This is a genomic window from Dickeya poaceiphila (assembly GCF_007858975.2).
Taxonomy (GTDB): Bacteria; Pseudomonadota; Gammaproteobacteria; order Enterobacterales; family Enterobacteriaceae; genus Dickeya; species Dickeya poaceiphila.
In genome coordinates, this window is the sequence record NZ_CP042220.2 from 420,181 (window position 1) to 440,588 (window position 20,408).

The 20,408-nt window shown below is 53.6% G+C and carries 19 protein-coding genes; 14 read left to right on the top strand and 5 right to left on the bottom strand.

Going from position 1 to position 20,408, the window contains the following annotated elements:
- Nucleotides 1-194: 194 nt before the first annotated feature.
- The 4 genes from hslO to Dpoa569_RS01825 form a co-directional block, all read right to left on the bottom strand.
- Nucleotides 195-1,067, bottom strand: coding sequence for an Hsp33 family molecular chaperone HslO (gene hslO / locus Dpoa569_RS01810; protein WP_042873189.1), 873 nt, complete (start codon nucleotides 1,065-1,067; stop codon nucleotides 195-197).
- 25 nt (nucleotides 1,068-1,092) lie between these two features.
- Complete coding sequence (gene hslR, locus Dpoa569_RS01815; protein WP_146410995.1) at nucleotides 1,093-1,506, bottom strand: ribosome-associated heat shock protein Hsp15; 414 nt, start codon at nucleotides 1,504-1,506, stop codon at nucleotides 1,093-1,095.
- Complete coding sequence (gene yrfG / locus Dpoa569_RS01820) at nucleotides 1,506-2,207, bottom strand: GMP/IMP nucleotidase (protein WP_042873187.1); 702 nt, start codon at nucleotides 2,205-2,207, stop codon at nucleotides 1,506-1,508. Before yrfG ends, hslR begins: the two co-directional genes overlap by 1 nt.
- A 119-nt stretch (nucleotides 2,208-2,326) precedes the next feature.
- Entirely contained in the window at nucleotides 2,327-4,462 is a 2,136-nt protein-coding gene (locus tag Dpoa569_RS01825) for an intracellular growth attenuator family protein (RefSeq protein WP_042873185.1), read from the bottom strand.
- 421 nt (nucleotides 4,463-4,883) lie between these two features.
- On the opposite strand from Dpoa569_RS01825, the gene nudE reads away from it, so the two are divergent.
- On the top strand, nucleotides 4,884-5,444 hold the full coding sequence (nudE, locus tag Dpoa569_RS01830; protein ID WP_042873183.1) for an ADP compounds hydrolase NudE: 561 nt from the start codon (nucleotides 4,884-4,886) through the stop codon (nucleotides 5,442-5,444).
- Nucleotides 5,445-5,630: 186 nt separating this feature from the next.
- Here nudE and mrcA read toward each other — a convergent pair whose 3' ends face one another.
- Nucleotides 5,631-8,189 carry a peptidoglycan glycosyltransferase/peptidoglycan DD-transpeptidase MrcA gene (gene mrcA / locus Dpoa569_RS01835; RefSeq protein ID WP_042873181.1) on the bottom strand — a complete coding sequence of 853 codons (2,559 nt, stop codon included), beginning with the start codon at nucleotides 8,187-8,189 and terminating at the stop codon, nucleotides 5,631-5,633.
- Between the two features lie 253 nt (nucleotides 8,190-8,442).
- Here mrcA and pilM point away from each other — a divergent pair, with 253 nt between their 5' ends.
- The 13 genes from pilM to Dpoa569_RS01900 all read left to right on the top strand — a co-directional run bounded on the left by pilM (nucleotide 8,443) and on the right by Dpoa569_RS01900 (nucleotide 20,337).
- Nucleotides 8,443-9,321: a type IV pilus biogenesis protein PilM gene (pilM, locus tag Dpoa569_RS01840; RefSeq protein ID WP_042873178.1), complete on the top strand. Its 879-nt coding sequence runs from the start codon at nucleotides 8,443-8,445 to the stop codon at nucleotides 9,319-9,321.
- Nucleotides 9,315-9,875, top strand: coding sequence for a PilN domain-containing protein (locus Dpoa569_RS01845; protein ID WP_042873177.1), 561 nt, complete (start codon nucleotides 9,315-9,317; stop codon nucleotides 9,873-9,875). The genes pilM and Dpoa569_RS01845 overlap by 7 nt, the downstream gene beginning before the upstream one ends.
- Nucleotides 9,872-10,426, top strand: coding sequence for a hypothetical protein (locus tag Dpoa569_RS01850; protein WP_173023989.1), 555 nt, complete (start codon nucleotides 9,872-9,874; stop codon nucleotides 10,424-10,426). The genes Dpoa569_RS01845 and Dpoa569_RS01850 overlap by 4 nt, the downstream gene beginning before the upstream one ends.
- Nucleotides 10,423-10,791 carry a HofP DNA utilization family protein gene (locus Dpoa569_RS01855; protein ID WP_042873174.1) on the top strand — a complete coding sequence of 123 codons (369 nt, stop codon included), beginning with the start codon at nucleotides 10,423-10,425 and terminating at the stop codon, nucleotides 10,789-10,791. The genes Dpoa569_RS01850 and Dpoa569_RS01855 overlap by 4 nt, the downstream gene beginning before the upstream one ends.
- A 3-nt stretch (nucleotides 10,792-10,794) precedes the next feature.
- Nucleotides 10,795-12,096, top strand: a complete 1,302-nt coding sequence (gene hofQ, locus Dpoa569_RS01860; protein ID WP_050569508.1) for a DNA uptake porin HofQ — start codon at nucleotides 10,795-10,797, stop codon at nucleotides 12,094-12,096.
- A 424-nt stretch (nucleotides 12,097-12,520) separates the two neighbouring features.
- Nucleotides 12,521-13,042, top strand: coding sequence for a shikimate kinase AroK (aroK, locus tag Dpoa569_RS01865; protein ID WP_027710718.1), 522 nt, complete (start codon nucleotides 12,521-12,523; stop codon nucleotides 13,040-13,042).
- 52 nt (nucleotides 13,043-13,094) lie between these two features.
- The gene (gene aroB, locus Dpoa569_RS01870; RefSeq protein ID WP_042873173.1) at nucleotides 13,095-14,180 is read left to right on the top strand and encodes a 3-dehydroquinate synthase; all 1,086 of its coding nucleotides are present in this window, start codon (nucleotides 13,095-13,097) and stop codon (nucleotides 14,178-14,180) included.
- A gap of 133 nt (nucleotides 14,181-14,313) precedes the next feature.
- Nucleotides 14,314-15,363, top strand: a complete 1,050-nt coding sequence (locus Dpoa569_RS01875; protein ID WP_042873171.1) for an SPOR domain-containing protein — start codon at nucleotides 14,314-14,316, stop codon at nucleotides 15,361-15,363.
- Nucleotides 15,364-15,439: 76 nt separating this feature from the next.
- Entirely contained in the window at nucleotides 15,440-16,270 is an 831-nt protein-coding gene (gene dam, locus Dpoa569_RS01880; RefSeq protein ID WP_042873168.1) for an adenine-specific DNA-methyltransferase, read from the top strand.
- A 247-nt stretch (nucleotides 16,271-16,517) separates the two neighbouring features.
- A complete protein-coding gene (gene rpe / locus Dpoa569_RS01885; protein WP_042873167.1) occupies nucleotides 16,518-17,195 on the top strand; it encodes a ribulose-phosphate 3-epimerase in 678 nt (225 codons plus the stop codon).
- A complete protein-coding gene (locus tag Dpoa569_RS01890; protein WP_042873166.1) occupies nucleotides 17,188-17,886 on the top strand; it encodes a phosphoglycolate phosphatase in 699 nt (232 codons plus the stop codon). The genes rpe and Dpoa569_RS01890 overlap by 8 nt, the downstream gene beginning before the upstream one ends.
- A gap of 1 nt (nucleotide 17,887) precedes the next feature.
- Nucleotides 17,888-18,892: a tryptophan--tRNA ligase gene (gene trpS, locus Dpoa569_RS01895; protein WP_042873164.1), complete on the top strand. Its 1,005-nt coding sequence runs from the start codon at nucleotides 17,888-17,890 to the stop codon at nucleotides 18,890-18,892.
- Nucleotides 18,893-19,182: 290 nt separating this feature from the next.
- Nucleotides 19,183-20,337 (top strand): mandelate racemase family protein, encoded by a 1,155-nt coding sequence (locus Dpoa569_RS01900; protein WP_042873162.1) that lies wholly within the window; start codon nucleotides 19,183-19,185, stop codon nucleotides 20,335-20,337.
- Nucleotides 20,338-20,408 lie beyond the last annotated feature (71 nt).

Sequence of the window (20,408 nt, forward strand, 5' to 3'; positions counted from 1 at the left end):
TTAACCGCGATAACAATCAAAAAATTAAATAAATTAATTAATAACTTTGCTTATACATGTGAACAAAAAGCAATCAAATTATTGTTATCTAAACCAGATTGTTCGCGTGAAGAACCTGGCTGCTTTTTATATGCCAGGAGATGTTGCTTAGCAGATAGCCCACGGACAGGCTACCTGCGTGAGATGCAAGAAGATCAATGTAACCCTGGGGCGGCACTGGGCTGGCGAATCTCGGCGATGTCCTGCGCGCTGAACAGATAATGGCTGCCGCAATAGTCGCAGTGCATATCGACTTGCCCATCCTGAGCCAGAATATCGCTGACCTCGTCTGTCGGCAGGGTCAGCAGCGCGTCGGCGCAGCGTTCCCGTGAACAGTGACAATTGAACGTTACCGGCTGCGGTTCATACAGCGTAACGTTTTCCTGATGGTACAGGCGATAAAGCACCTCGTTAGCTGGCAGGCCAAACAACTCTTCACTTTTGACGGTGGCGGTTAATTGAGTGAGGTGGTCGAAGTCCTCACGGTTGCCATGTTGCGCAGGCAGCACTTGCAGCAGCATCCCAGCGGCACATTGACGGCTATCATGTTCGCCGGTGCGGATGAACAGACGCGTCGGCAACTGTTCGGACTGTTGGAAATAGTTTTCCAGACAGGCGGCCACATTGTCGCCTTCCAGCCCTACCACGCCCTGATAACGTTCGCCTTCGGTTGGGGTGATGGTAATGACCAGATAACCGTTGCCGACCATGTCATGCAGCGAGCTGTCGGCAGCAATGTCGCCTTGCAAGCGAGCGACGCCACGCATTTGCTGCTGATGGTTGCCATTGATCACCGCCAATTTCAGTGGGCCGTCGCCTTGTAACTGCACGGTGATATCGCCGCTGAATTTCAGTGTGGCGGTTAGCAGGCTGGTAGCGACCAGCATTTCACCCAGCAGATTTTTGACCGGTGCGGGGTAGTCGTGATTAGCCAGCATCTGCTGGAAAGTGTTGCTGACCGTTACCAGTTCGCCGCGAACGGCATGATTTTCGAACAGATAACGATGCAGTTGGTCATGATTGGCCATAAATGTTCTCTCATGTGACGATGGCTTATTCCGCGTCACTGTACTTGAATTTGATTAAATCCCGGCGTTCTTTTTTATCCGGTCGCCGGTCCGGATGCGGCATTGACAGGGCGTTAAGTTTTCTGGCCTGCGCCATTTTTTCCCGCTTTTCAATACTCTGCTGCGTTTCTGCGTACAGTGTTTGTGCTTGCGCCGCAGGACGCCGTTGGCTACTGAGGGCGCGAACCACCACCGTGCGTTCATCGTTGCCCTGACGCAGCGTGATTTCGGCATCCAGTTCCACCAGTTTGCCGGGTTTACTGCGCTGACCGTTATAATGCACTTTGCCGCCGTCGATCATCTCACGCGCCAGGGCGCGGGTTTTGTAAAAACGCGCGGCCCACAGCCACTTATCTAACCGGACAGCATTGTCGTCATCATGCTGACTGTCTTTGCTCATCAATACCCCTGATTGCTGATGCGAATCGACCGATGAATGTCCGGCAGAAAGGCCAGATAGTCGTTCATCGATGGATGTTGCCGGAAGCGGTTTTCCTGTTGGCAGCTTGAGTCAGGGTTGCTGACGCCCAAACAATAACGGATGCCAAAAGTGCTGGCGGCATCCAGTATGGGTTCGCTGTCATCCACAAACAGGGTTCGTTCCGGATTAAACCCAATGTCTTCCTGCACTGCCTGCCATAACCGCTGATCTTCCTTGGGATACCCATAAGTATGGGTGGAAAGCAATAAATCAAGGTGTCTGTCCAGCCCGGTATAGGCAACCTTGACCGACAGGCTATGCGGATGGGCGTTGGTCAACAAAATCGACTGGCGACCGCTTTTACGCAGTGCGTGCAGAAAGGGCGCGGTGTCTTCACGCAAGCGGACGCGGTGGCCGATGTCGCTGGTCATTTGGTAAATATCCAGCCCCAACCGTTCACTCCAGTAATCAAAGCAGTACCAGTTCAGAGTATGATGTACCGCCTGATATTCCACCGCGAGCAAGTGCCGGGCTTGCTCCAGGCTGATATCGCGCTTACGGCTCAGGGATTCCGGCACCAGTTGCAGCCAGAAGTAGCTGTCAAATGCCAGATCGAGCAACGTACCATCCATATCAAGCAGGACGGTATCGATCTCATTCCAGTTCAGTTCGGAATTCATACTTACTCCAGTACAGATACCCTATCGCCGATTGAACCGGAGATAGGGTAGTCGATGTTACGAGTCTGGCGTACCGGCTAAACGCAACCGATCGCACTCACCGATTGACGACGCCTGACCTAGGAGTGAATCACATTTCCGTACATAGCGCTGGCGACGGGGGCTTCTGGCACCAGATGGCGTGCGTAGTATTGCTGGATATTGGCGATTCGCTGCTGGTTACGGCGGTATTTTACCAGCAGCAATACCAGATTCAGTATCAGAATAACGCTAAAGGCCAGCAACAGCAGACAAGCGCCTAGCGAACGCCACATGGTGATGGCATCGGGTTCGTTATGCAGCGAGATGTGACGCGTGCCGTTAGCGTCGATGCTAATCTGGGTAATCACGCCATCGGCTTCAAACGGCGTATGTAATAACAGGGATGACAGGCGCTGTAGCTGCTGCCATTGCTCCTGCGGCGGCAAATCGCGTAGCGGCGCTGTGGGAAGCGGATGACTGACGAGCTGGTGACCTTCATCGCTATGAATCAGAAAGCCGCCTGGCGGCGGACTATTTAGCGAATTGGATGCAGTGATAATTTCGCGGCTGTAGAACTCGTCGGTTGCATTTTTCACCAGCGCATCCAGCGACTCGGCGCTCACTGGGCGCAGTACCACACTCATCCCTTTTAATGCGCCGGAGCGCGCCCGTTTGACCAACACATCCCAATTTCTGGTGTTGCCCAGATTGATAAGCGCGTTTTTAAGCCGGGTACAGTCTTCTTCTTTCTCACATAACATGTCGGTTTTGAACACGATATCAGAGAAGTTATTCAGCAGAATCATGCCGGATTTCTGGATGGAGTCTGCCAACTGGGAACTGACCTGGTTGTCGCTGGAAGCCGGGTGCAACTGTTCGTTGACTGTCTTTTGCAAGGCGGTGGCTTTATCTATGGTATCTGACTCAGGCAATGGCAGCGGTGCGGCTGTGTTCCAGTAAATGGCGGTGCAATCAAATGGCGCGAAAGCCGGTGCTCTGGAGGATGTCGGGCTAAGGCTGATTGGCGGCACATAGCACATGCCAGTTCCATGTACCTGTAATTTGTCACCAATGTGTAGCGGCAGGCGCTCCAGTTCTTCTATCTGGGTAACCTTGATGCTGCTAGTGCCTTGTACCCAAGCCAGACTGAGCTTGAGCGGAAGATCAAACGGTACCGATGTCAGCAGTAATATCAGGCTAAGCAGTGCGCCGACGGCCAGCATGACGTTTTTGCCCCATTGCTGTAGCGGGAAGAATTTGACTTCGTTGTGCAACGACAGGTAATTGCCTTGACGTACGACCTGGCGGGTTAAATAAATATCCACATCGGTTTTTCTGCCGAGATCGTAACCGATATAAGGCTGCCAATGGGGAGGGTAGATAAGATCAATATTGCCGAGCGACACATTGCCGATAAGGCTCTGGCTGGCATCGCTGAATAACCCCATACATTGTGGTATGCCATGCAGGCAATGCACTTCGTGCAACTCTTTTTGCGTGGGTGGACGAAACAACTGCCAGCATCCCCAGGCCACGATAAGGCAGGCAGCGCCAGCCAGCCAGGGCAACATCGGCAGTGGACTGGTCAGACTGAACACCAGCAGCAAAAATGCCAGGCTTAGCATCCCGGCTTCGCGCAGGCCGCGTGAGCGGTGCACAGCGTGTTCTTCCGGGGTTTCTTTGCGAATCGCAACCAGTTCAGTGTGTTCATGGCCTTCTGGCCTAATCGATGCCTGTTCGACGGGAATATCGGTTCCGGAAAGTGAATCTATTTCATTGACGAATTCCGCCAGCGAATGACCATTCAATGAAATAACCAGTGGAATCGAACGCGTTTTGATCAGTTCGATTTCATTGTTATGGGTGATGTATTGTTCCCAACGTGCGGGCAGATGGATTTCCTGTGTATCAATATAATAGCGCCATTTGTTGGGGGCCTCGGTACTCAGCCCATAACGGGTAATACTATGAGTAATGGGATACACTCGGTTGCCCGGCAGCAGGCGGTGTCGCGCGGCAGGAACGGATGCGGAAACCGGGCTATCCGACGGGGCCATGGAAAGATAGCGTTCAATGGCAATACGTTCCGATTGCGTCAGTTGACGATGTCCAGACGATGTAACTGGCAAACGCTTGGCGAATAGAAGACGACGATGCATGAGATAACCAATGATCCCCCCTACCGCAATCGGACAGGCAAACAATACAGCCAATATGATGAGTATTGTGCGCATATTATCTTCAGCCAACAGCGTAAGGTTCCCTCTGTTATTACGGATAGTAACAAAATTACACGAACAATGTTAACTCACGTCGCGTTGGTTAATGACTGAATTAACCGGCTATATAACTTTTTAACTATTTATGCTAGCAAGCTAAACGGAGAGTGGAAATGAGGAAAATCCGAATTTTTTCTGCTGACAGGTAGGGTAAATATTCATGGTCATGTGGCAGGTGTTATATAAGAAAAATTAATATGTTTCATTGTTATCGATATGTAAATTCGACATTATGAAGTTGCAGCTACTGTTAATGTTAACGCACAATGTGTCTCACTGAATATTCTGTAGGAAACAGCGGCTCTACCGATTTTTGTTCCGTGCCGACATGGCCTGAACGGGGAAAGCCTGTCGATGTTTCCTCATTGAGGCCACGATGAATAATAACCTGCAAAAACCCAAAATCCTCAAGGTTGAGACCGTAGCCCGTTCACATCTGTTCAATGTGGAATCCGTTGATTTGGAGTTTAGTAACGGTGAGCGCCGTATCTATGAGCGTCTGCGTCCGTCTGGGCGCGAAGCGGTGATGATTGTGCCGGTGATCGATGATGAGCTGCTGTTGATTCGTGAATATGCGCTAGGGATTGAGCAGTATGAGTTGGGTTTCCCCAAAGGGTTGATTGACCCAGGTGAAACGGTGTTTGAAGCGGCCAACCGTGAGTTGATGGAAGAGGTTGGATTTGGCGCGGAGCAGTTCAACTCGTTATCCACTCTGACCATGGCGCCTGCTTATTTTTCCAGTTGCATGAATATCGTCGTGGCGAATGGCCTGTATCCGCAACGCCTGCAAGGCGATGAGCCGGAGCCGCTGCAACTGGTGCGATGGCCGCTGGCGGACATGATGTCACTGCTTGACGAACCCGATTTCCGCGAAGCCCGTAATGTCAGCGCGCTATTTCTGGTGCAGCAGTTTCTGATGCAAGACAAGAACAGATAGCGTCGGTAATAACTTAACTTCTCGTCGTTGCGCATTCCTGTCGGTACGACCTGCGTGGCAGCCCATAATGTCCAAAGAAAAAGGCGCGGTATCCGCGCCTTTTGGTTGTCAGCTGTAAACCACCTCATCGGGAGGTGGTGATTGTTATCTGCCACTGATAAAAACAGTGGCGTATTCTCGCCGGAATCAGAACAACTCTTCCGCCTGACCACTGCTGGTATTGAACAAGGTTGTCCCGGCGTCATGTACTGCTCGCTCGGTTGGCTGCGTGCCGTCGATGAAGAACTCCTGACGGCTGTTCGCACCGCCATCAGACAGCTTGCCGCTGCTGCGATCAATCGTGACAGTCACGACACCCTGCGGTGGCGGTGTTTTATCCTCAGGCACGCCCGCCAGCGCTACTTTCATGAAGTCATCCCAGGCGGGTTCGGCACTTTTCGCACCGCCTTCGTAGCCGGAAATCTGGTCGCGGATCACACCAGATGCCGACGTGCGGCCAAGATCGCGGCGGTGATCGTCAAAACCAATCCACACAGAGGCAACGATATTCGGGCCATAACCTGAGAACCAGGCGTCTTTCGAGTTGTTGGTGGTACCGGTTTTACCGCCGATATCGTGACGTTGCAGCACCTTGCCTGCGCGCCAGCCGGTTCCCATCCAGCCTGGTTCACCGAATACGTTACTGTTAAGCGCGTCCTTGATCAGGAAAGCCAGCGGCGTACTGATGACATGTGGCGCGTAAGGCTGGGTTGCCGCCTGTCTGGCGACTTCCGACGGTGTAATGGGGTCAACCTGGGGAGCGACCTGCACGGTGTTTTGCTGTGAGGTGGCGACGTTTTCCATGCTGTCATCCGACAAGACGGCGGAACGCTGGGTATCCCCATAAATTACCGGCAGATTACAGGTATCACACACCACTTTCGGGCTGGCGGTGAAGAGCGTATTACCATTGGCGTTATTGATTTTGGTGATGAAGTAGGGATCAACCAGATAACCGCCGTTGGCCATCACCGAGTAACCGCGTACCACCTGCAACGGCGTAAAGGACGCTGCACCCAGCGCCAGCGATTCCGTATGTACGATGTTCTGCTCTGGGAAACCGAAGCGTTCCAGATAGTCGGCGGCGTAATCCACGCCCATGGCGCGCATCGCCCTCACCATTACTACGTTTTTCGACTGTCCCAGACCCTGACGCAGGCGGATAGGGCCATCATACACCGCAGGCGAGTTTTTCGGACTCCAGTCTGAACCGGCACCCGGATCCCAGCGTGTAATCGGGGCGTCGTTAAGGATGGTGGCCAGTGTCAGCCCTTTATCCATTGCTGCGGTGTAGAGGAAAGGCTTGATGTTTGAACCTACTTGCCGCAGTGCCTGCGTCGCGCGGTTAAACTTGCTCTGATTGAAGTCGAATCCACCTACCAGCGCCAGTATCGCGCCGTCTTTCGGATTGAGCGACACCAATGCGGAGTTGACGTCCGGCACTTGCGCCAGCCACCACTCGTTATCGACTTTGCGCACCCAGATTTGCTGACCGGCTTCCAGCACGTCCGCCACCCGTTTCGGCGTGGGGCCTTGCTGGTCATCTGAACGGTAAGCGCGCGCCCAGCGCACCCCTGCCAGTGGCAGTTCGACTTTGTCGCCGCTGGCCATGATGGCATGAGCTTTGTCTGCGCCGGCATCCGTCACCACCGCCGGAAATAGTGGCCCGTAAACCGGTAGTTTTTTCAAGGCTTCGACAATCTTGTCTTGTGTCAAAGCCGGAGTGCCGACTTTCCACAACACCTGGTCTGGACCACGATAGCCATGACGCATGTCATAGGCGATGACGTTGTTGTGCACTGCGTCTTCCGCCGCCAGTTGCAACTTGCGGGTGATGGTGGTGTAGACCTGATAACCGTCGTTATAAGCATCCTCGCCGTAGCGTTTCACCATTTCCTGACGCACCATTTCAGCCACATACGGTGCAGAGAAGCCGATTTCGGGGGCGTGATAATCTGCCACCAGTTTTTCGCTACGGGCTTGATCGTACTGCGACTGCGTAATGTATTTTTCGTCCAACATACGAGACAGTACGACGTTACGACGAGACACGGCGCGATCATAAGAGTAGAGCGGGTTGAAGGTGGACGGCGCTTTCGGCAAACCGGCAATCATCGCCATCTGCGCCAGCGTCAACTGCTCCACCGGTAGGCCGAAATAGACTTGTGCCGCCGCCCCGACGCCGTAAGCGCGGTAACCGAGATAGATCTTGTTCAGATACAGCTCAAGGATCTCGTCTTTGGTCAGCGTTTGTTCGATGCGGATCGCCAGAAACACTTCCTTAATCTTACGCAGCAACGTGCGCTCAGGACTCAGGAAGAAATTACGCGCCAGCTGCTGAGTGATGGTGCTCGCTCCCTGCGATGCATGGCCGGACGTCAAGGCAATCACTGCGGCACGAATGATCCCCTGTGGGTCAACGCCGTGGTGCTCAAAGAAGCGACTGTCTTCCGTTGCGATAAAGGCGTTCACCAGTGTGGGCGGGATCTGGTCCAGCTTCAATGGGATACGACGCTTTTCGCCAAACTGGGCGATCAGTTCGCCGTCAGCGCTGTAAACCTGCATGGGGGTTTGCAGACGGACATCTTTCAGCGTGGCGACATCAGGTAGTTGTGGCTCGATATAGCGGTAGAGGCCATAGAGCGAAGCGGCTCCCAGCAGAATGCAACTCACTGCAAGGATGAATAGGTACTTTACGAACTTCACCGGAGATTTTCCATTCAGTAGCAATTGAATAGTTTATAAACAGACGGGCGCTAGTATAAAGGGAAGCCAGCAAGGTGAATATACCCGTCGTCTTTCAGGTTACAGGCGTATGGCTGACTGCTGTACCCGGTCTTTTTCTGGTCCTCTCCCCCTCGCGGGGCAAACCGGGGGTTACCCGGTGACCGCCTTACCTGCAACCCGACGTCTGGCGGGTATCTGCTCTGTTATGAAACGATAAGGAGATCGAACACTTATGGCTTATCCCATCTGGCAGGTTGGACTGGACATCCAGAACGGCTTTATGCGCGCTCTGGCGGTACAACGCCGCCGACATGGCTGGCAATTGCGCCATTGGTGGCAGTTGCCGTTACCCGACAGCACGTTACGCGGCGGTAGTCTACATCATCCCGCCTCACTTTGTACGGTTCTTCGTCAATGGCGGCAGGAATTGCCACGATTTGTTTCATTACGGTTGGGGTTTCCCGCAGCAAGGGTATTGCAACAACGGCTGGCAATGCCTGATCACCGTTTGCGTGAGCCGCAGCGCGGTGACTATATCCGAAAGATGGCCGCCAGGACATTACCGGTTAGCGGCGATGATCTGGCGTTGGATTATCGCCCCGACCCACAAACTCCGAATATGCTGCTGGTCACCGCGGCACGCCAAACCGAACTGAACGTTTGGCTGCATTGCTTGCACGATGCCGGCCTGCAGCCTGATGCTGTGGATATTACACCCTGTGCCTTGCGGTACATGGCGGCCCAGGCCGGACTGGCGACTGATCGTCTGCTGTTGCATCGTTTCGACGATCACTGGTTGTGGGTTTCGCCGTTGCAAGCGCCGCTGGCATTCGGCACCGTTCATCCGGACGACACGACGAACTGCGCGGAAGGCTCTGCGATGGAGCCTGATATCCTGAAGTATGTGAGTACTTGCTATCAAAAAGAGGTTTCTCATCTGGCTTATCTCAGCACATCCGTGCCGGTGGCTTTACAACAGACTTCTGCCAACCTGATTCACTGGTCGCCTCTGGCGGCATTTGTTCGACAGCAACCGCCATTGCCGTCGTTTCCCACCACGTTTGCCATTGCGGGTGGGCTGGCAATACGCCCGGAGGATACGCCATGTTGACGGTGAATCTTCTGGCGTGGCGTCCAGGTTTACTATATCGCCGTATACGGCTGAGCCTGCTGGTATCTGGCGGGTTGCTGTTTGTGGTTGGTTGTACGGCAACCATGACTTATGAGGTCTACCAGCAGCAGTACGCGTGGCGACGGCACAAGGTCGAACTGGTGCAGTCGCAACTGCCGCGCTATGAACAGCTCTACCATCAGACATTAGCGGCCTGGCAACGGCGCGAAGCTCAGTTGGCGCAACTGTCGGTGCAGGAACAGAGCCAGCAGCGGAATCAGCGCTATCAGGCGTTGCTTGAACGGCTGCCGGCGTTGATGCCTGATTCGCTCTGGCTGACAGAAATTGGAGACAACGGCGTGCGTATCCACATATCCGGAGTGAGTAATCACTATTCTGCTATCGTCACTCTGGCTAACGCGATGGCGGCATTACCGCAAATAGAGCACGCCAGCGTACAACAGACACAACGCGACCCGCAGGATAGCGCACGGCTGAATTTTTCGTTACGCCTGCACTGGCGGGCACTAGCCGAAGCGGGATCGAAGGGATGATGACTCGGCTTTACCCGCTGGCTGCGCGTTGGCTGACGGTGCCGCTATGGTTGTGGTTACTGGCGCCATCGGCAGTGGTGATGGTGGCGGTGACCATTGCCGGTGGAGTGTGGATGTCGGCAGAGCGCCAGCAACTGCTACAACTCGAACAACAATATCGAGAGGGCGAGCGGGTTATTGATCAGTGGCGGGAGAAAATTACCCGAATGCCTGCCTTGCATGTGCTGCAGCGTTGGCTGGCTGAACAGCCCGTACAGGAAGTGAACTGGCCGGTAAATCGTATCGCGTCGTTGCTGGATGCGCCGTTGCGTGACAGTGGCGTTCATCTGGAGGTCTGGCATCCTTTGCAAACAGAAGAGGTGAATAGTGTGCCCTCCGCCTGGTTACTGGTTTTTAATGCAGAGTACGGCGCAACCCTGAGTTTTCTTTCGCGTTTCAAGGCATTGCCAGTAGTGCTACGCATTGATCAAATCACCATTCGCAAAGTGCCTGCCGGGTTGCGTACCGAACTGCGATTGTCACTCCCGCTGCAATCGGAGATGGTGCGATGAACGGGTGGCAACGTGGCGTGCTGTGGCTGGGACTGCTTTTGGGGACGGTGAGAGCAGAAACAATGCGCGATCCGTTCCAGCCGCTGTCAGAGGTATCGTGCGATAGCGGCCAGTTGCCGGATAAATGGCAACTAAAGGGGATGGTGGGGTCATCGTCGCAATGGGTGGGGTGGTTGGCGCAGGCGCAAACCGGTTGGCTGCGCGTCCGCGATGGGGATGTTATTCCTCCGGGTGACTGGCAGGTTACGCGGCTGGATAGTACCGGCGCTACGTTAAGTCTGACGGATGGGAAAGCGCGTTGTGAGAGGGCGGAGATTCATCTTGAGCCGCCTTTTCATCACAAGATTTATCACAAAAAGGAATGAAATATGAAAACAGGATGTTTTCCCGGCAGACGTTTGTGTCGGTACTGTTGGCTGGTGATGCTGTTTTGCAGCATGGCTACTCATGCCGGTGGCGATGTGCCCGTTTCGCTGGCATTTGATGATGTGCCGGTCCAGCGTGTGTTGCAGGCGCTGGCTGACCATCAGCAACTTAATCTGGTGGTGGCGCCGGGTGTGGCAGGCAATATTAGCCTGAATTTGCAGCAAGTGCCCTGGCAGCAGGCGCTTGATATCATTCTGCGTATGGGGCAACTGACGATTGAACGGCAGGGTGGCGTCATGATGGTCTATCCCGATACCTATGTGAAAGACCAGCAGCGGCAGCAGGAGGAACTGGCAACCAGACAACGTCTGCAACTACCGTTGCAGAACCTGTCTGTCACCTTGCAGTATGCGGAAGCGACCGATGTAGTGGCAAACCTGCAAAGTCAGCGCGGCACCTTGCTGACTGAGCGTGGCAGCGTCACCGTGGACAAACGCACGAATACCCTGCTGGTGCGGGATGTGAGCGCCGCGCTGGAACAGCTTCGCCCCTGGATCGAGGAACTGGATAAGCCATTGGCTCAAGTGCAACTGGCGGCGCACATCGTCACCATCAGCAGCGAGCATCTCAAGGCATTGGGTGTTAACTGGGGGCTGGGTGAGGCCACGACTGCGGGGCAGGCCCTGCAAATGAACAATTTTAGCGTTAGCCTGCCGGTGGAGTCGCCCGCCGTTAACGCAGGTTTTCATCTGGCAAAATTGAATGGACGATTGCTGGATCTGGAGTTGATGGCGCTGGAACAAGAAAACGAAGTGGAGATCATTGCCAGCCCGCGTTTGTTTACCGCGCATCAACAAACGGCCAGCATCAAACAAGGCACGGAAATTCCGTATCAGGTGTCCAGTGGCGCGAGTGGTTCCACGTCAATTGAGTTCAAGGAGGCCGTGCTGGGGATGGAAGTGACGCCCAGAATTCTGCATGGTGGACAGATTACGCTCAATTTGCTGATTAGCCAGAATATGCCGGGACGCGCGATTAAACAGGGCGAGGGCAGTGAAATACTGGCTATCGATAAACAGGAAATACAGACGCAGGTAACGGTTCAGGATGGCGAAACCATTGTGCTGGGCGGTATTTTCCAGCAGCAAAAAAATCAGGGGGAGCGTCAGGTGCCGGGACTGGGGGCATTACCGGGCATCGGGCAGTGGTTTCGCTCCAGTAACCGTCAGCATACCCGTCGTGAGCTGGTTATCTTCATTACACCCACTCTGATTCAGGCCGCTAAACGTGCGCCGGCAGCCTGACTTGCTGGAGCGGCGGGCAGTGGGAACTTGCCTGCTTTGTTAAGCTACTTTGTTAAATAGTGCCCTTCATCGTTTGACGATACCGCCGTTTTAGCATACAAGGATAGCGGCTTGAGCACGGAAGTGGTGTTACATCAGCGGTGTGTACTCGAAATACCTCAAGTTGCAGGAAAAAACGCTCGCGTGTTGAACAACGCGGCGCTTTTTCCTGCAACCTGAAGTATGGCGGGTATAGATAAAACGTACGGTTTATCGCTGCCTGGTTCGTGTGGCATTTTATTCGGTTGCCAAACTACCCTGAGTATTGAGATAATTTTTTGTCTGATTCTCGCACTATCGCTCATGAGGTTTCAGTTTAGGTTCCGCCGCAGGTTACATGGCGGGGCGGGTTATCATTAACGAATTTCTTAGTAATACCAAAAAAATGGCAGAGAAACGCAATATCTTTCTGGTTGGGCCTATGGGTGCCGGCAAAAGCACTATTGGCCGTCAGTTAGCTCAGCAGCTCAATATGGAATTCTTCGACTCCGATCAAGAAATTGAGCGACGTACCGGGGCTGATGTGGGCTGGGTATTTGATGTGGAAGGCGAGGAAGGCTTCCGTGAGCGCGAAGAGAAAGTCATTAATGAATTGACGGAAAAACAAGGCATTGTGTTGGCAACGGGCGGTGGTTCGGTGAAATCACGCGAAACCCGCAATCGCCTGTCCGCTCGTGGCGTGGTAGTGTATCTGGAAACCACGATTGAAAAACAGTTGGCCCGTACTCAACGAGATAAGAAACGTCCGTTGCTTCAGGTTGAAACCCCACCACGCGAAGTGCTGGAGGCATTGGCGAAAGAGCGTAATCCGCTGTATGAAGAGATTGCTGATGTCACAATTCGCACTGATGAACAAAGCGCCAAGGTCGTTGCCAACCAGATTATCAGTATGCTGGAAAACAACTGATTTTGTGTAATCCCCTGTATACCGCAGGTCTCTAAAGATCAATGGAACGCGCATGGAAAGAGTCACCGTCACCCTAGGGGAACGCAGTTACCCCATTACCATAGCTGCCGGTCTTTTCAACGATGCAGCTTCTTTTATGCCACTGAAGGCTGGCGATCAGGCCATGCTGGTGACTAATGAGACGCTGGCGCCGCTTTATCTGGATGCGGTGCGTGATTTGCTGGAGAAAAGCGGTGTGCGGGTGGATCAGGTCATTCTGCCTGACGGTGAACAGTTCAAGTCTTTGGCTGTGCTGGAGCAGGTGTTTTCTGCATTGCTTGCCAGGCCGCATGGCCGCGACACTACGCTGGTGGCGTTGGGCGGCGGCGTTATCGGCGATCTGACTGGTTTTGCCGCCGCCTGTTATCAGCGCGGTGTTCGCTTTATTCAGGTTCCCACCACCTTGCTGTCGCAGGTTGATTCTTCTGTCGGCGGTAAAACCGCAGTCAATCACCCGCTTGGCAAAAATATGATTGGCGCGTTCTACCAGCCTGCTTCGGTGGTAGTCGATCTGGATTGCCTTAAGACGTTGCCCGCGCGCGAACTCTCCTCCGGTCTGGCTGAAGTGATCAAGTACGGTATCATTCTTGATCGGGCCTTTTTTGAATGGCTGGAAGAGCATATTGATGCGGTGCGAAGCCTGCAAAGCGCACCGCTGGCTTACTGTATCCGCCGCTGTTGTGAACTGAAAGCGGAAGTGGTAGCGGCGGATGAGCGTGAATCTGGACTGCGCGCCTTGCTGAATTTGGGCCACACTTATGGACACGCTATTGAAGCGGAAATGGGGTATGGCAACTGGCTGCACGGCGAGGCCGTAGCGGCGGGCATGGTTATGGCTGCCCAGGCTGCACGTCGCCTGGGCCAATTTAGCGTGGATGATGTTGAGCGCATCAAGGCATTGCTGCGGCGGGCTGGGTTGCCTGTTACCGGGCCGCGTGAAATGGCTCCGCAAACGTACCTGCCGCATATGATGCGTGACAAGAAGGTTCTGGCGGGTGAATTGCGTTTGGTTCTGCCCACGGCGATTGGTCAGTCGGAAGTCCGGTCGGGCGTATCGCACGAACTGGTGCTGGCATCCATAGCTGACTGCCTTCCCTGAGCTATTGTTCTGGCTGGCTGAATGGTCAGCAGGCGAATTTCGGTATTTATGTTTTAAATACAAGGCTTTATGATTTAGACTTTCTGCGGTGTCAGATGTGCGCGGAAACTGGCCTTTCAGTTGGAGGGTATAAATGGATGAGTTCAATCCGGAAGAAGAGTTAAAGCCGGATACCAGTGATCGACGCCCTGTGCGTCAGCAGAGACGAAGCAAAGGTTTCTCTGCCCCCAGTGTTTCGCTATCCAGACAACACACCATGATTGGTATCGGTATTGTGGTGTTGGTGTTACTGATTGTCGGCATCGGTTCTGCTTTGCAATCTCCCAGCCAGAATACCTCTTCGGCGTCGTCGCAATCAGCAGGTTCTGGCAAGAATATTGATCTATCGTCTTCCTTGTCTTCCGGTCAGGCACAGGGAACACCACCGGCGGCATCTCAGTTATCTTCTCCTGCGCCGGTTGGTGCCCAGAATACGGGGTCTGGAGCTCCGCAGACGCTGAGTGGTCAGCCGGTTTCCGGCACGCCTACGCAGGCGCCGTTGTCTTCGCAGAATACCAATCAGCAGCGTATTGAGTTGCCGGGCAATATTACCGATGCATTGTCTCAGCCCCAGCAACAGGATCGCGTCAACGCGTTGTCTGCCGGGTTGCCGACCGAACCGGCAACGGTGTTGTCGCCGACAGCCAAAAGTGGACGGGTTCAGCCGGTGGAGAAGTCGCCTTCCCATGTTCAGGCGGAAAAACAGCCTTCATCGCCATCTCATAAAGCTGCCATTGGAGTGAAAGAGACCGTTAAACCTGCAGCGAATGTGCATCGTGTACCCACGACGGCAGTGACGCCTGCGCCATCCAGCAAACCGGTAACGGCGGTTAAACCGGCGGTGCCGGCGGGAGGTCAGAGCAGTACGGCTATTCAGAGTGCGCCAGCCAGCCACTTTACTTTGCAGCTCAGTAGTGCGTCCCGCGCCGATTCCCTCAAGGCGTATGCCAGGGAACAGCGGTTGGCGAATTACTGGGTGTATGAAACGAAACGTGACGGGCAGCCCTGGTATGTTCTGGTGAATGGTGTTTACGCCTCGCCTGAGGATGCCAGGCGCGCGATTGCGTCCCTGCCTGCTGATGTTCAGGCAAAGAAACCCTGGGTCAGGCCGATCCGTCAGGTGAAGCAGGACTTGACCAGGTAACACCAATTGGCCCTGATGTGCTGTCTTAACAGAGTACAATCCGTGGCTCTGAACTGTGTGAGTAACTAACGACGGCATGAAGAAAAACCGCGCGTTCTTAAAATGGGCTGGTGGAAAATATCCGCTGGTGGAGGAGATTCGCCGATACCTGCCAGCGGGAGAGCGATTAATCGAGCCTTTCGTAGGCGCGGGTTCCGTATTTCTCAATACCGAGTACGACAGCTATATTCTGGCGGATATCAACAGCGATCTGATTAATCTGTATAAAATCGTCAAAACCGAAACCGATGCTTTTATCCGCGATGCTCGCGAGTTGTTTATTGATGAAGCGAATACCTCGGATGTTTTTTACCGGTTGAGAGAGGAATTCAACCTCTGTACCAATGATTATCGTCGTGCGCTGCTGTTTTTGTATCTGAATCGCCACTGCTATAACGGCCTGTGCCGCTATAACATGCGGGGTGAGTTTAATGTGCCGTTCGGGCGCTATAAAAAGCCTTATTTTCCGGAAGAGGAACTTTACTGGTTTGCGGAAAAAGCGCAGAACGCCACGTTCGTATGCGAGCATTATCAACAGACGCTGACCAAGGCGACTTCAGGTTCGGTGGTGTATTGCGATCCGCCTTATGCACCGCTATCGGCCACGGCTAACTTTACGGCGTACCACACCAACAACTTTAATAATCTGGACCAGCAAAATCTGGCTCAACTGGCGCAACAGTTGTCGTCGCAAAGCCAGATTCCGGTTCTGATTTCTAACCACGACACGGTATTGACCCGTGAGTGGTATCGTGATGCGTCATCGTTGTATGTGGTCAAGGCGCGTCGTACCATCAGCCGCAATATTTCTGGCCGCGGCAAGGTCAATGAACTGCTGGCGTTATATTGCCAGGCGGCGTCCTGCTGAGTCTGGCAAGGTGCGGCGAGCAGGGAATAAGATGAGATCGCGGCCAGTGTTCTCGGTAAACCTTGTTCCCCATGAACATTATTTTTTACATGAACATTGTTTTTCATAAGTATAGTTCTTCATAAATATTGTTCTTTATAAGTATCGTTCTTCATAAGTATTGTTCCCCAACAGAGTGGCTGCACAGGCGTGTCATCAGTGATAGCGCCGGGCAGCGGAATGCAGACTTGATGGTTTGGAGAAACGCATGAAACCGTTTTTAATCGCCCCGTCTATTTTGTCGGCTGACTTTGCCCGTCTTGGTGAGGACACCGCGCAAGCCCTGACAGCCGGAGCAGATGTCGTCCACTTTGATGTGATGGATAATCACTATGTTCCCAATTTAACCATCGGTCCGCTGGTGCTGAAATCCCTGCGCAATTATGGCATCACCGCACCTGTGGATGTTCACCTGATGGTAAAACCGGTAGACAGGCTGATACCTGATTTTGCCGAAGCGGGGGCCAGCTTCATTACGTTTCATCCAGAGGCGTCCGAGCATGTTGATCGCACTCTGCACCTGATTAAGGATCATGGTTGTAAAGCCGGTCTGGTATTTAACCCGGCCACCTCGCTGAGCTATCTTGACTATGTGATGGACAAGCTGGATATCATTCTGCTGATGTCCGTTAATCCGGGGTTTGGCGGCCAGTCGTTTATTCCGTCTACGCTGGATAAGCTACGTCAGGTGCGTCAGCGCATTGATGAAAGCGGCTATGATATCCGCTTGGAAGTAGACGGTGGCGTGAAAGTAGATAACATCGCGCAAATTGCAGCAGCCGGGGCGGATATGTTTGTCGCAGGCTCGGCGATTTTCGGCCAGCCGGATTATCGTGCGGTGATTGATAAGATGCGCCAGGAGTTGGAGACAGTACGTCATGACTGATTTTGCTGCGATTCGTGGTCTGGCATTTGATCTTGACGGCACGCTGGTCAACAGTGCGCCGGGGCTGGCCGCAGCGGTCGATATGGCATTAGGCGCATTGTCGCTGCCGCGCGCGGGTGAAGCGCGGGTATCGACCTGGATTGGCAACGGCGCTGATGTGCTGGTAGAGCGTGCGTTGCGCTGGGCGGGGGTAGAGCCAACGAGCCGGCAGATTCAGGACACCCGTTTGCTGTTTGATAAGTACTATGCCCGTACGGTAGACAGCGGCAGCCTGCTGTTTCCAGGGGTGCAGGAAACGTTGGCCGAATTGGCTGGGCGTGGTTTGCGTATGGCGGTGGTCACCAATAAACCGACGCCGTTTGTCGCACCGTTGCTGGATGTGCTGGGTATCGGCCACTATTTTTCACTGATTCTGGGCGGCGATGACGTCACTGAGAAGAAACCGCATCCTGCACCGTTGTATATGGTGTTGGGCAAGCTGGGTCTGCGCGCGAATGAATTGTTGTTTGTCGGCGACTCACGTAATGATATACAGGCGGCGCGGGCCGCCGGATGCCCGTGCGTCGGCATGACGTATGGCTATAACTATGGTGAAGCGATTGCCTTAAGCCACCCCGATGTGGTGTTGGAGAGCTTTGCGGATTTACTGACCCTATCCGGGTTAACCCTTTTAAACGATCAGGAAGCATGACATGAGTAAGCCCATTGTGTTTAGCGGCGCACAGCCGTCAGGCGAGTTAACCATTGGTAACTACATGGGTGCGTTACGTCAGTGGGTCAACATGCAGGATGACTTCGACTGCATCTATTGCATCGTGGATCAACATGCGATCACCGTGCGCCAGGAGCCACAGCAACTACGCAAGGCGACGCTGGATACGCTGGCGCTTTATCTGGCTTGCGGCATCGATCCGCAAAAGAGCACTATTTTCGTTCAGTCGCATGTACCGGAACACGCACAGTTAGGCTGGTTGCTGAACTGCTACACCTATTTCGGCGAATTGAGCCGCATGACTCAGTTTAAGGACAAATCCGCCCGCTATGAAGAAAACATCAACGCCGGATTGTTTGACTACCCGGTGTTAATGGCGGCTGACATTCTGCTGTATCAGACCAATCAGGTGCCGGTTGGGGAAGATCAGAAACAGCATCTGGAACTGAGCCGGGATATCGCCCAGCGTTTCAACGCTATCTACGGCGATATTTTCCGCATTCCTGAGCCGTTTATTCCCAAATCCGGTGCGCGGGTGATGTCTCTGTTGGAGCCAACCAGAAAGATGTCCAAGTCGGATGATAACCGCAATAACGTCATTGGTCTGCTGGAAGACCCGAAATCGGTGGTGAAGAAGATCAAACGTGCGGTAACGGATTCCGACGAACCGCCGGTGGTACGTTATGACCTGCAAAACAAGGCTGGCGTATCCAATCTGCTGGATATCCTCTCCGGGGTGACGGGGAAATCCATTCCTGATCTGGAGAAAGCGTTTGAAGGGCAGATGTATGGTCATCTGAAAGGTGCGGTGGCGGACGCCGTCTCCGGTATGCTGAGCGAGTTGCAGGCACGTTATCACCGTTTCCGTGATGATGAAGCCTTCCTGCAGCAGGTGATGCGTGATGGTGCGCAGAAGGCCAGCGCCCGTGCGCAGGAAACGCTGCGCAAGGTCTACGATGTGGTTGGATTTGTGGCTCGTCCGTAATCTGATTGTCGTTATATCGATGCAGACAGCGCCGTTTCTTATCAGAAACGGCGCTTTTTTATACCCGGTAAACGGAGGGATTGGTGTCAGAACGATTGTAAATAGGGCAATTGCATAATCATCGAACGGATAATTTTCACAAATGTTATAAATTGCCTAATGACCTCACAGCAGACTTCCTCAATAATCGATAAAAATAAAACACTATTTTATTAAATCAGCACTGTGCTTTTATTTAATATCAGAAAGTCCGTGCTGGCAGGCGCTTCATCCTCAGGCAGGTAATCAACGTGAAAATTGCATCGATCGACGTCACCGTCTTCACTTATCCCACTCGCCGTGTCTCCGACAGTGCAGGGCATTCCCACCCAGGCGATGAGCATCAGGCCAGTATGGCGTTGTTGACCATCACTACCGACAGCGGGCACAAAGGGTATGCGTTCGCGCCGCCGGAGGTGATTCGCCCATATGTGATAAACAGTTTTTTCCGTAAAGTACTGATTGGGCAAGATCCATTTGATCGTGAGCGGCTGTGGCAGGAGCTGGCGCACTGGCAGCGCGGTAGCGCCAACCAACTTACCGACCGGGCGCTGGCGATCATCGAACAAGCGCTGTGGGACCTGGCAGGGCGGGCGCTGAATATGCCGGTATATAAACTGCTGGGCGGTTACCGCGATAAAGTGCCGGCATATGGCAGCACCATGTGTGGCGATGAGTTAAAAGGTGGCCTGTCGACGCCGGACGAGTACGGTCAGTTCGCCGAACAACTGGTGCAGCGTGGTTATAAGGCTATCAAACTGCACACCTGGATGCCGCCGGTGTCGTTCGCACCCAGTCCGAAAATGGATATTAAAGCCTGTGCGGCGGTACGTGAAGCGGTAGGGCCGGATATCTGCCTGATGCTGGACGGCTACCACTGGTACAGCCGCAGTGAGGCGCTGTATATTGGTCGTGAGCTGCAAAAACTGAACTTCACCTGGTTTGAAGAGCCGATGGAAGAGCAGAGCATGGCATCCTACAGTTGGCTGAACAAAAATCTGGACATCGACGTTATCGGTCCGGAAAGTCTGGGCGGGAAATACTTCAGCCGTGCCGACTGGGTGAAGGAAGGCGCCTGCGACATTCTGCGCGCCGGAGTGCAAGGCGTAGGCGGGATTTCACCGTGCCTCAAGGTGGCACATCTGGCGGAAGCGTTCGGCATGGATTGTGAAATTCATGGTAATGGTGCGGCCAATCTGGCGGTGGTGGGGGCGATTAAAAACTGCCGCTGGTATGAACGCGGCTTGCTGCATCCGTTCCTGAACTACGATGAACCTGCTGCCTATCTGAATGCGCTGGTTGACTCGATGGATGAAGAAGGGTATGTCCATTTGTCGCAGCGCCCCGGCCTGGGTGAGGACATCAATTTTGACTGGATTGATGCCCATACGTTGAGCAAGCACTGATAAGACACGTGGTTGCCGCTTTCTTTTGGCGATCTTTTGACGATGTTTCCTTCCCCCGGTGGCAGAAACCT

Coding starts and splice junctions, on each gene's coding strand:
- hslR (WP_146410995.1), bottom strand. CDS start 1,506: ATGAGCAAAGACAGTCAGCATGATGACGACAATGCTGTCCGGTTAGAT.
- aroK (WP_027710718.1), top strand. CDS start 12,521: ATGGCAGAGAAACGCAATATCTTTCTGGTTGGGCCTATGGGTGCCGGC.
- hslO (WP_042873189.1), bottom strand. CDS start 1,067: ATGGCCAATCATGACCAACTGCATCGTTATCTGTTCGAAAATCATGCC.
- rpe (WP_042873167.1), top strand. CDS start 16,518: ATGAAACCGTTTTTAATCGCCCCGTCTATTTTGTCGGCTGACTTTGCC.
- dam (WP_042873168.1), top strand. CDS start 15,440: ATGAAGAAAAACCGCGCGTTCTTAAAATGGGCTGGTGGAAAATATCCG.
- Dpoa569_RS01875 (WP_042873171.1), top strand. CDS start 14,314: ATGGATGAGTTCAATCCGGAAGAAGAGTTAAAGCCGGATACCAGTGAT.
- hofQ (WP_050569508.1), top strand. CDS start 10,795: ATGAAAACAGGATGTTTTCCCGGCAGACGTTTGTGTCGGTACTGTTGG.
- aroB (WP_042873173.1), top strand. CDS start 13,095: ATGGAAAGAGTCACCGTCACCCTAGGGGAACGCAGTTACCCCATTACC.
- nudE (WP_042873183.1), top strand. CDS start 4,884: ATGAATAATAACCTGCAAAAACCCAAAATCCTCAAGGTTGAGACCGTA.
- Dpoa569_RS01825 (WP_042873185.1), bottom strand. CDS start 4,462: ATGCGCACAATACTCATCATATTGGCTGTATTGTTTGCCTGTCCGATT.
- pilM (WP_042873178.1), top strand. CDS start 8,443: ATGGCTTATCCCATCTGGCAGGTTGGACTGGACATCCAGAACGGCTTT.
- trpS (WP_042873164.1), top strand. CDS start 17,888: ATGAGTAAGCCCATTGTGTTTAGCGGCGCACAGCCGTCAGGCGAGTTA.
- Dpoa569_RS01850 (WP_173023989.1), top strand. CDS start 9,872: ATGATGACTCGGCTTTACCCGCTGGCTGCGCGTTGGCTGACGGTGCCG.
- yrfG (WP_042873187.1), bottom strand. CDS start 2,207: ATGAATTCCGAACTGAACTGGAATGAGATCGATACCGTCCTGCTTGAT.
- Dpoa569_RS01890 (WP_042873166.1), top strand. CDS start 17,188: ATGACTGATTTTGCTGCGATTCGTGGTCTGGCATTTGATCTTGACGGC.
- Dpoa569_RS01855 (WP_042873174.1), top strand. CDS start 10,423: ATGAACGGGTGGCAACGTGGCGTGCTGTGGCTGGGACTGCTTTTGGGG.
- Dpoa569_RS01845 (WP_042873177.1), top strand. CDS start 9,315: ATGTTGACGGTGAATCTTCTGGCGTGGCGTCCAGGTTTACTATATCGC.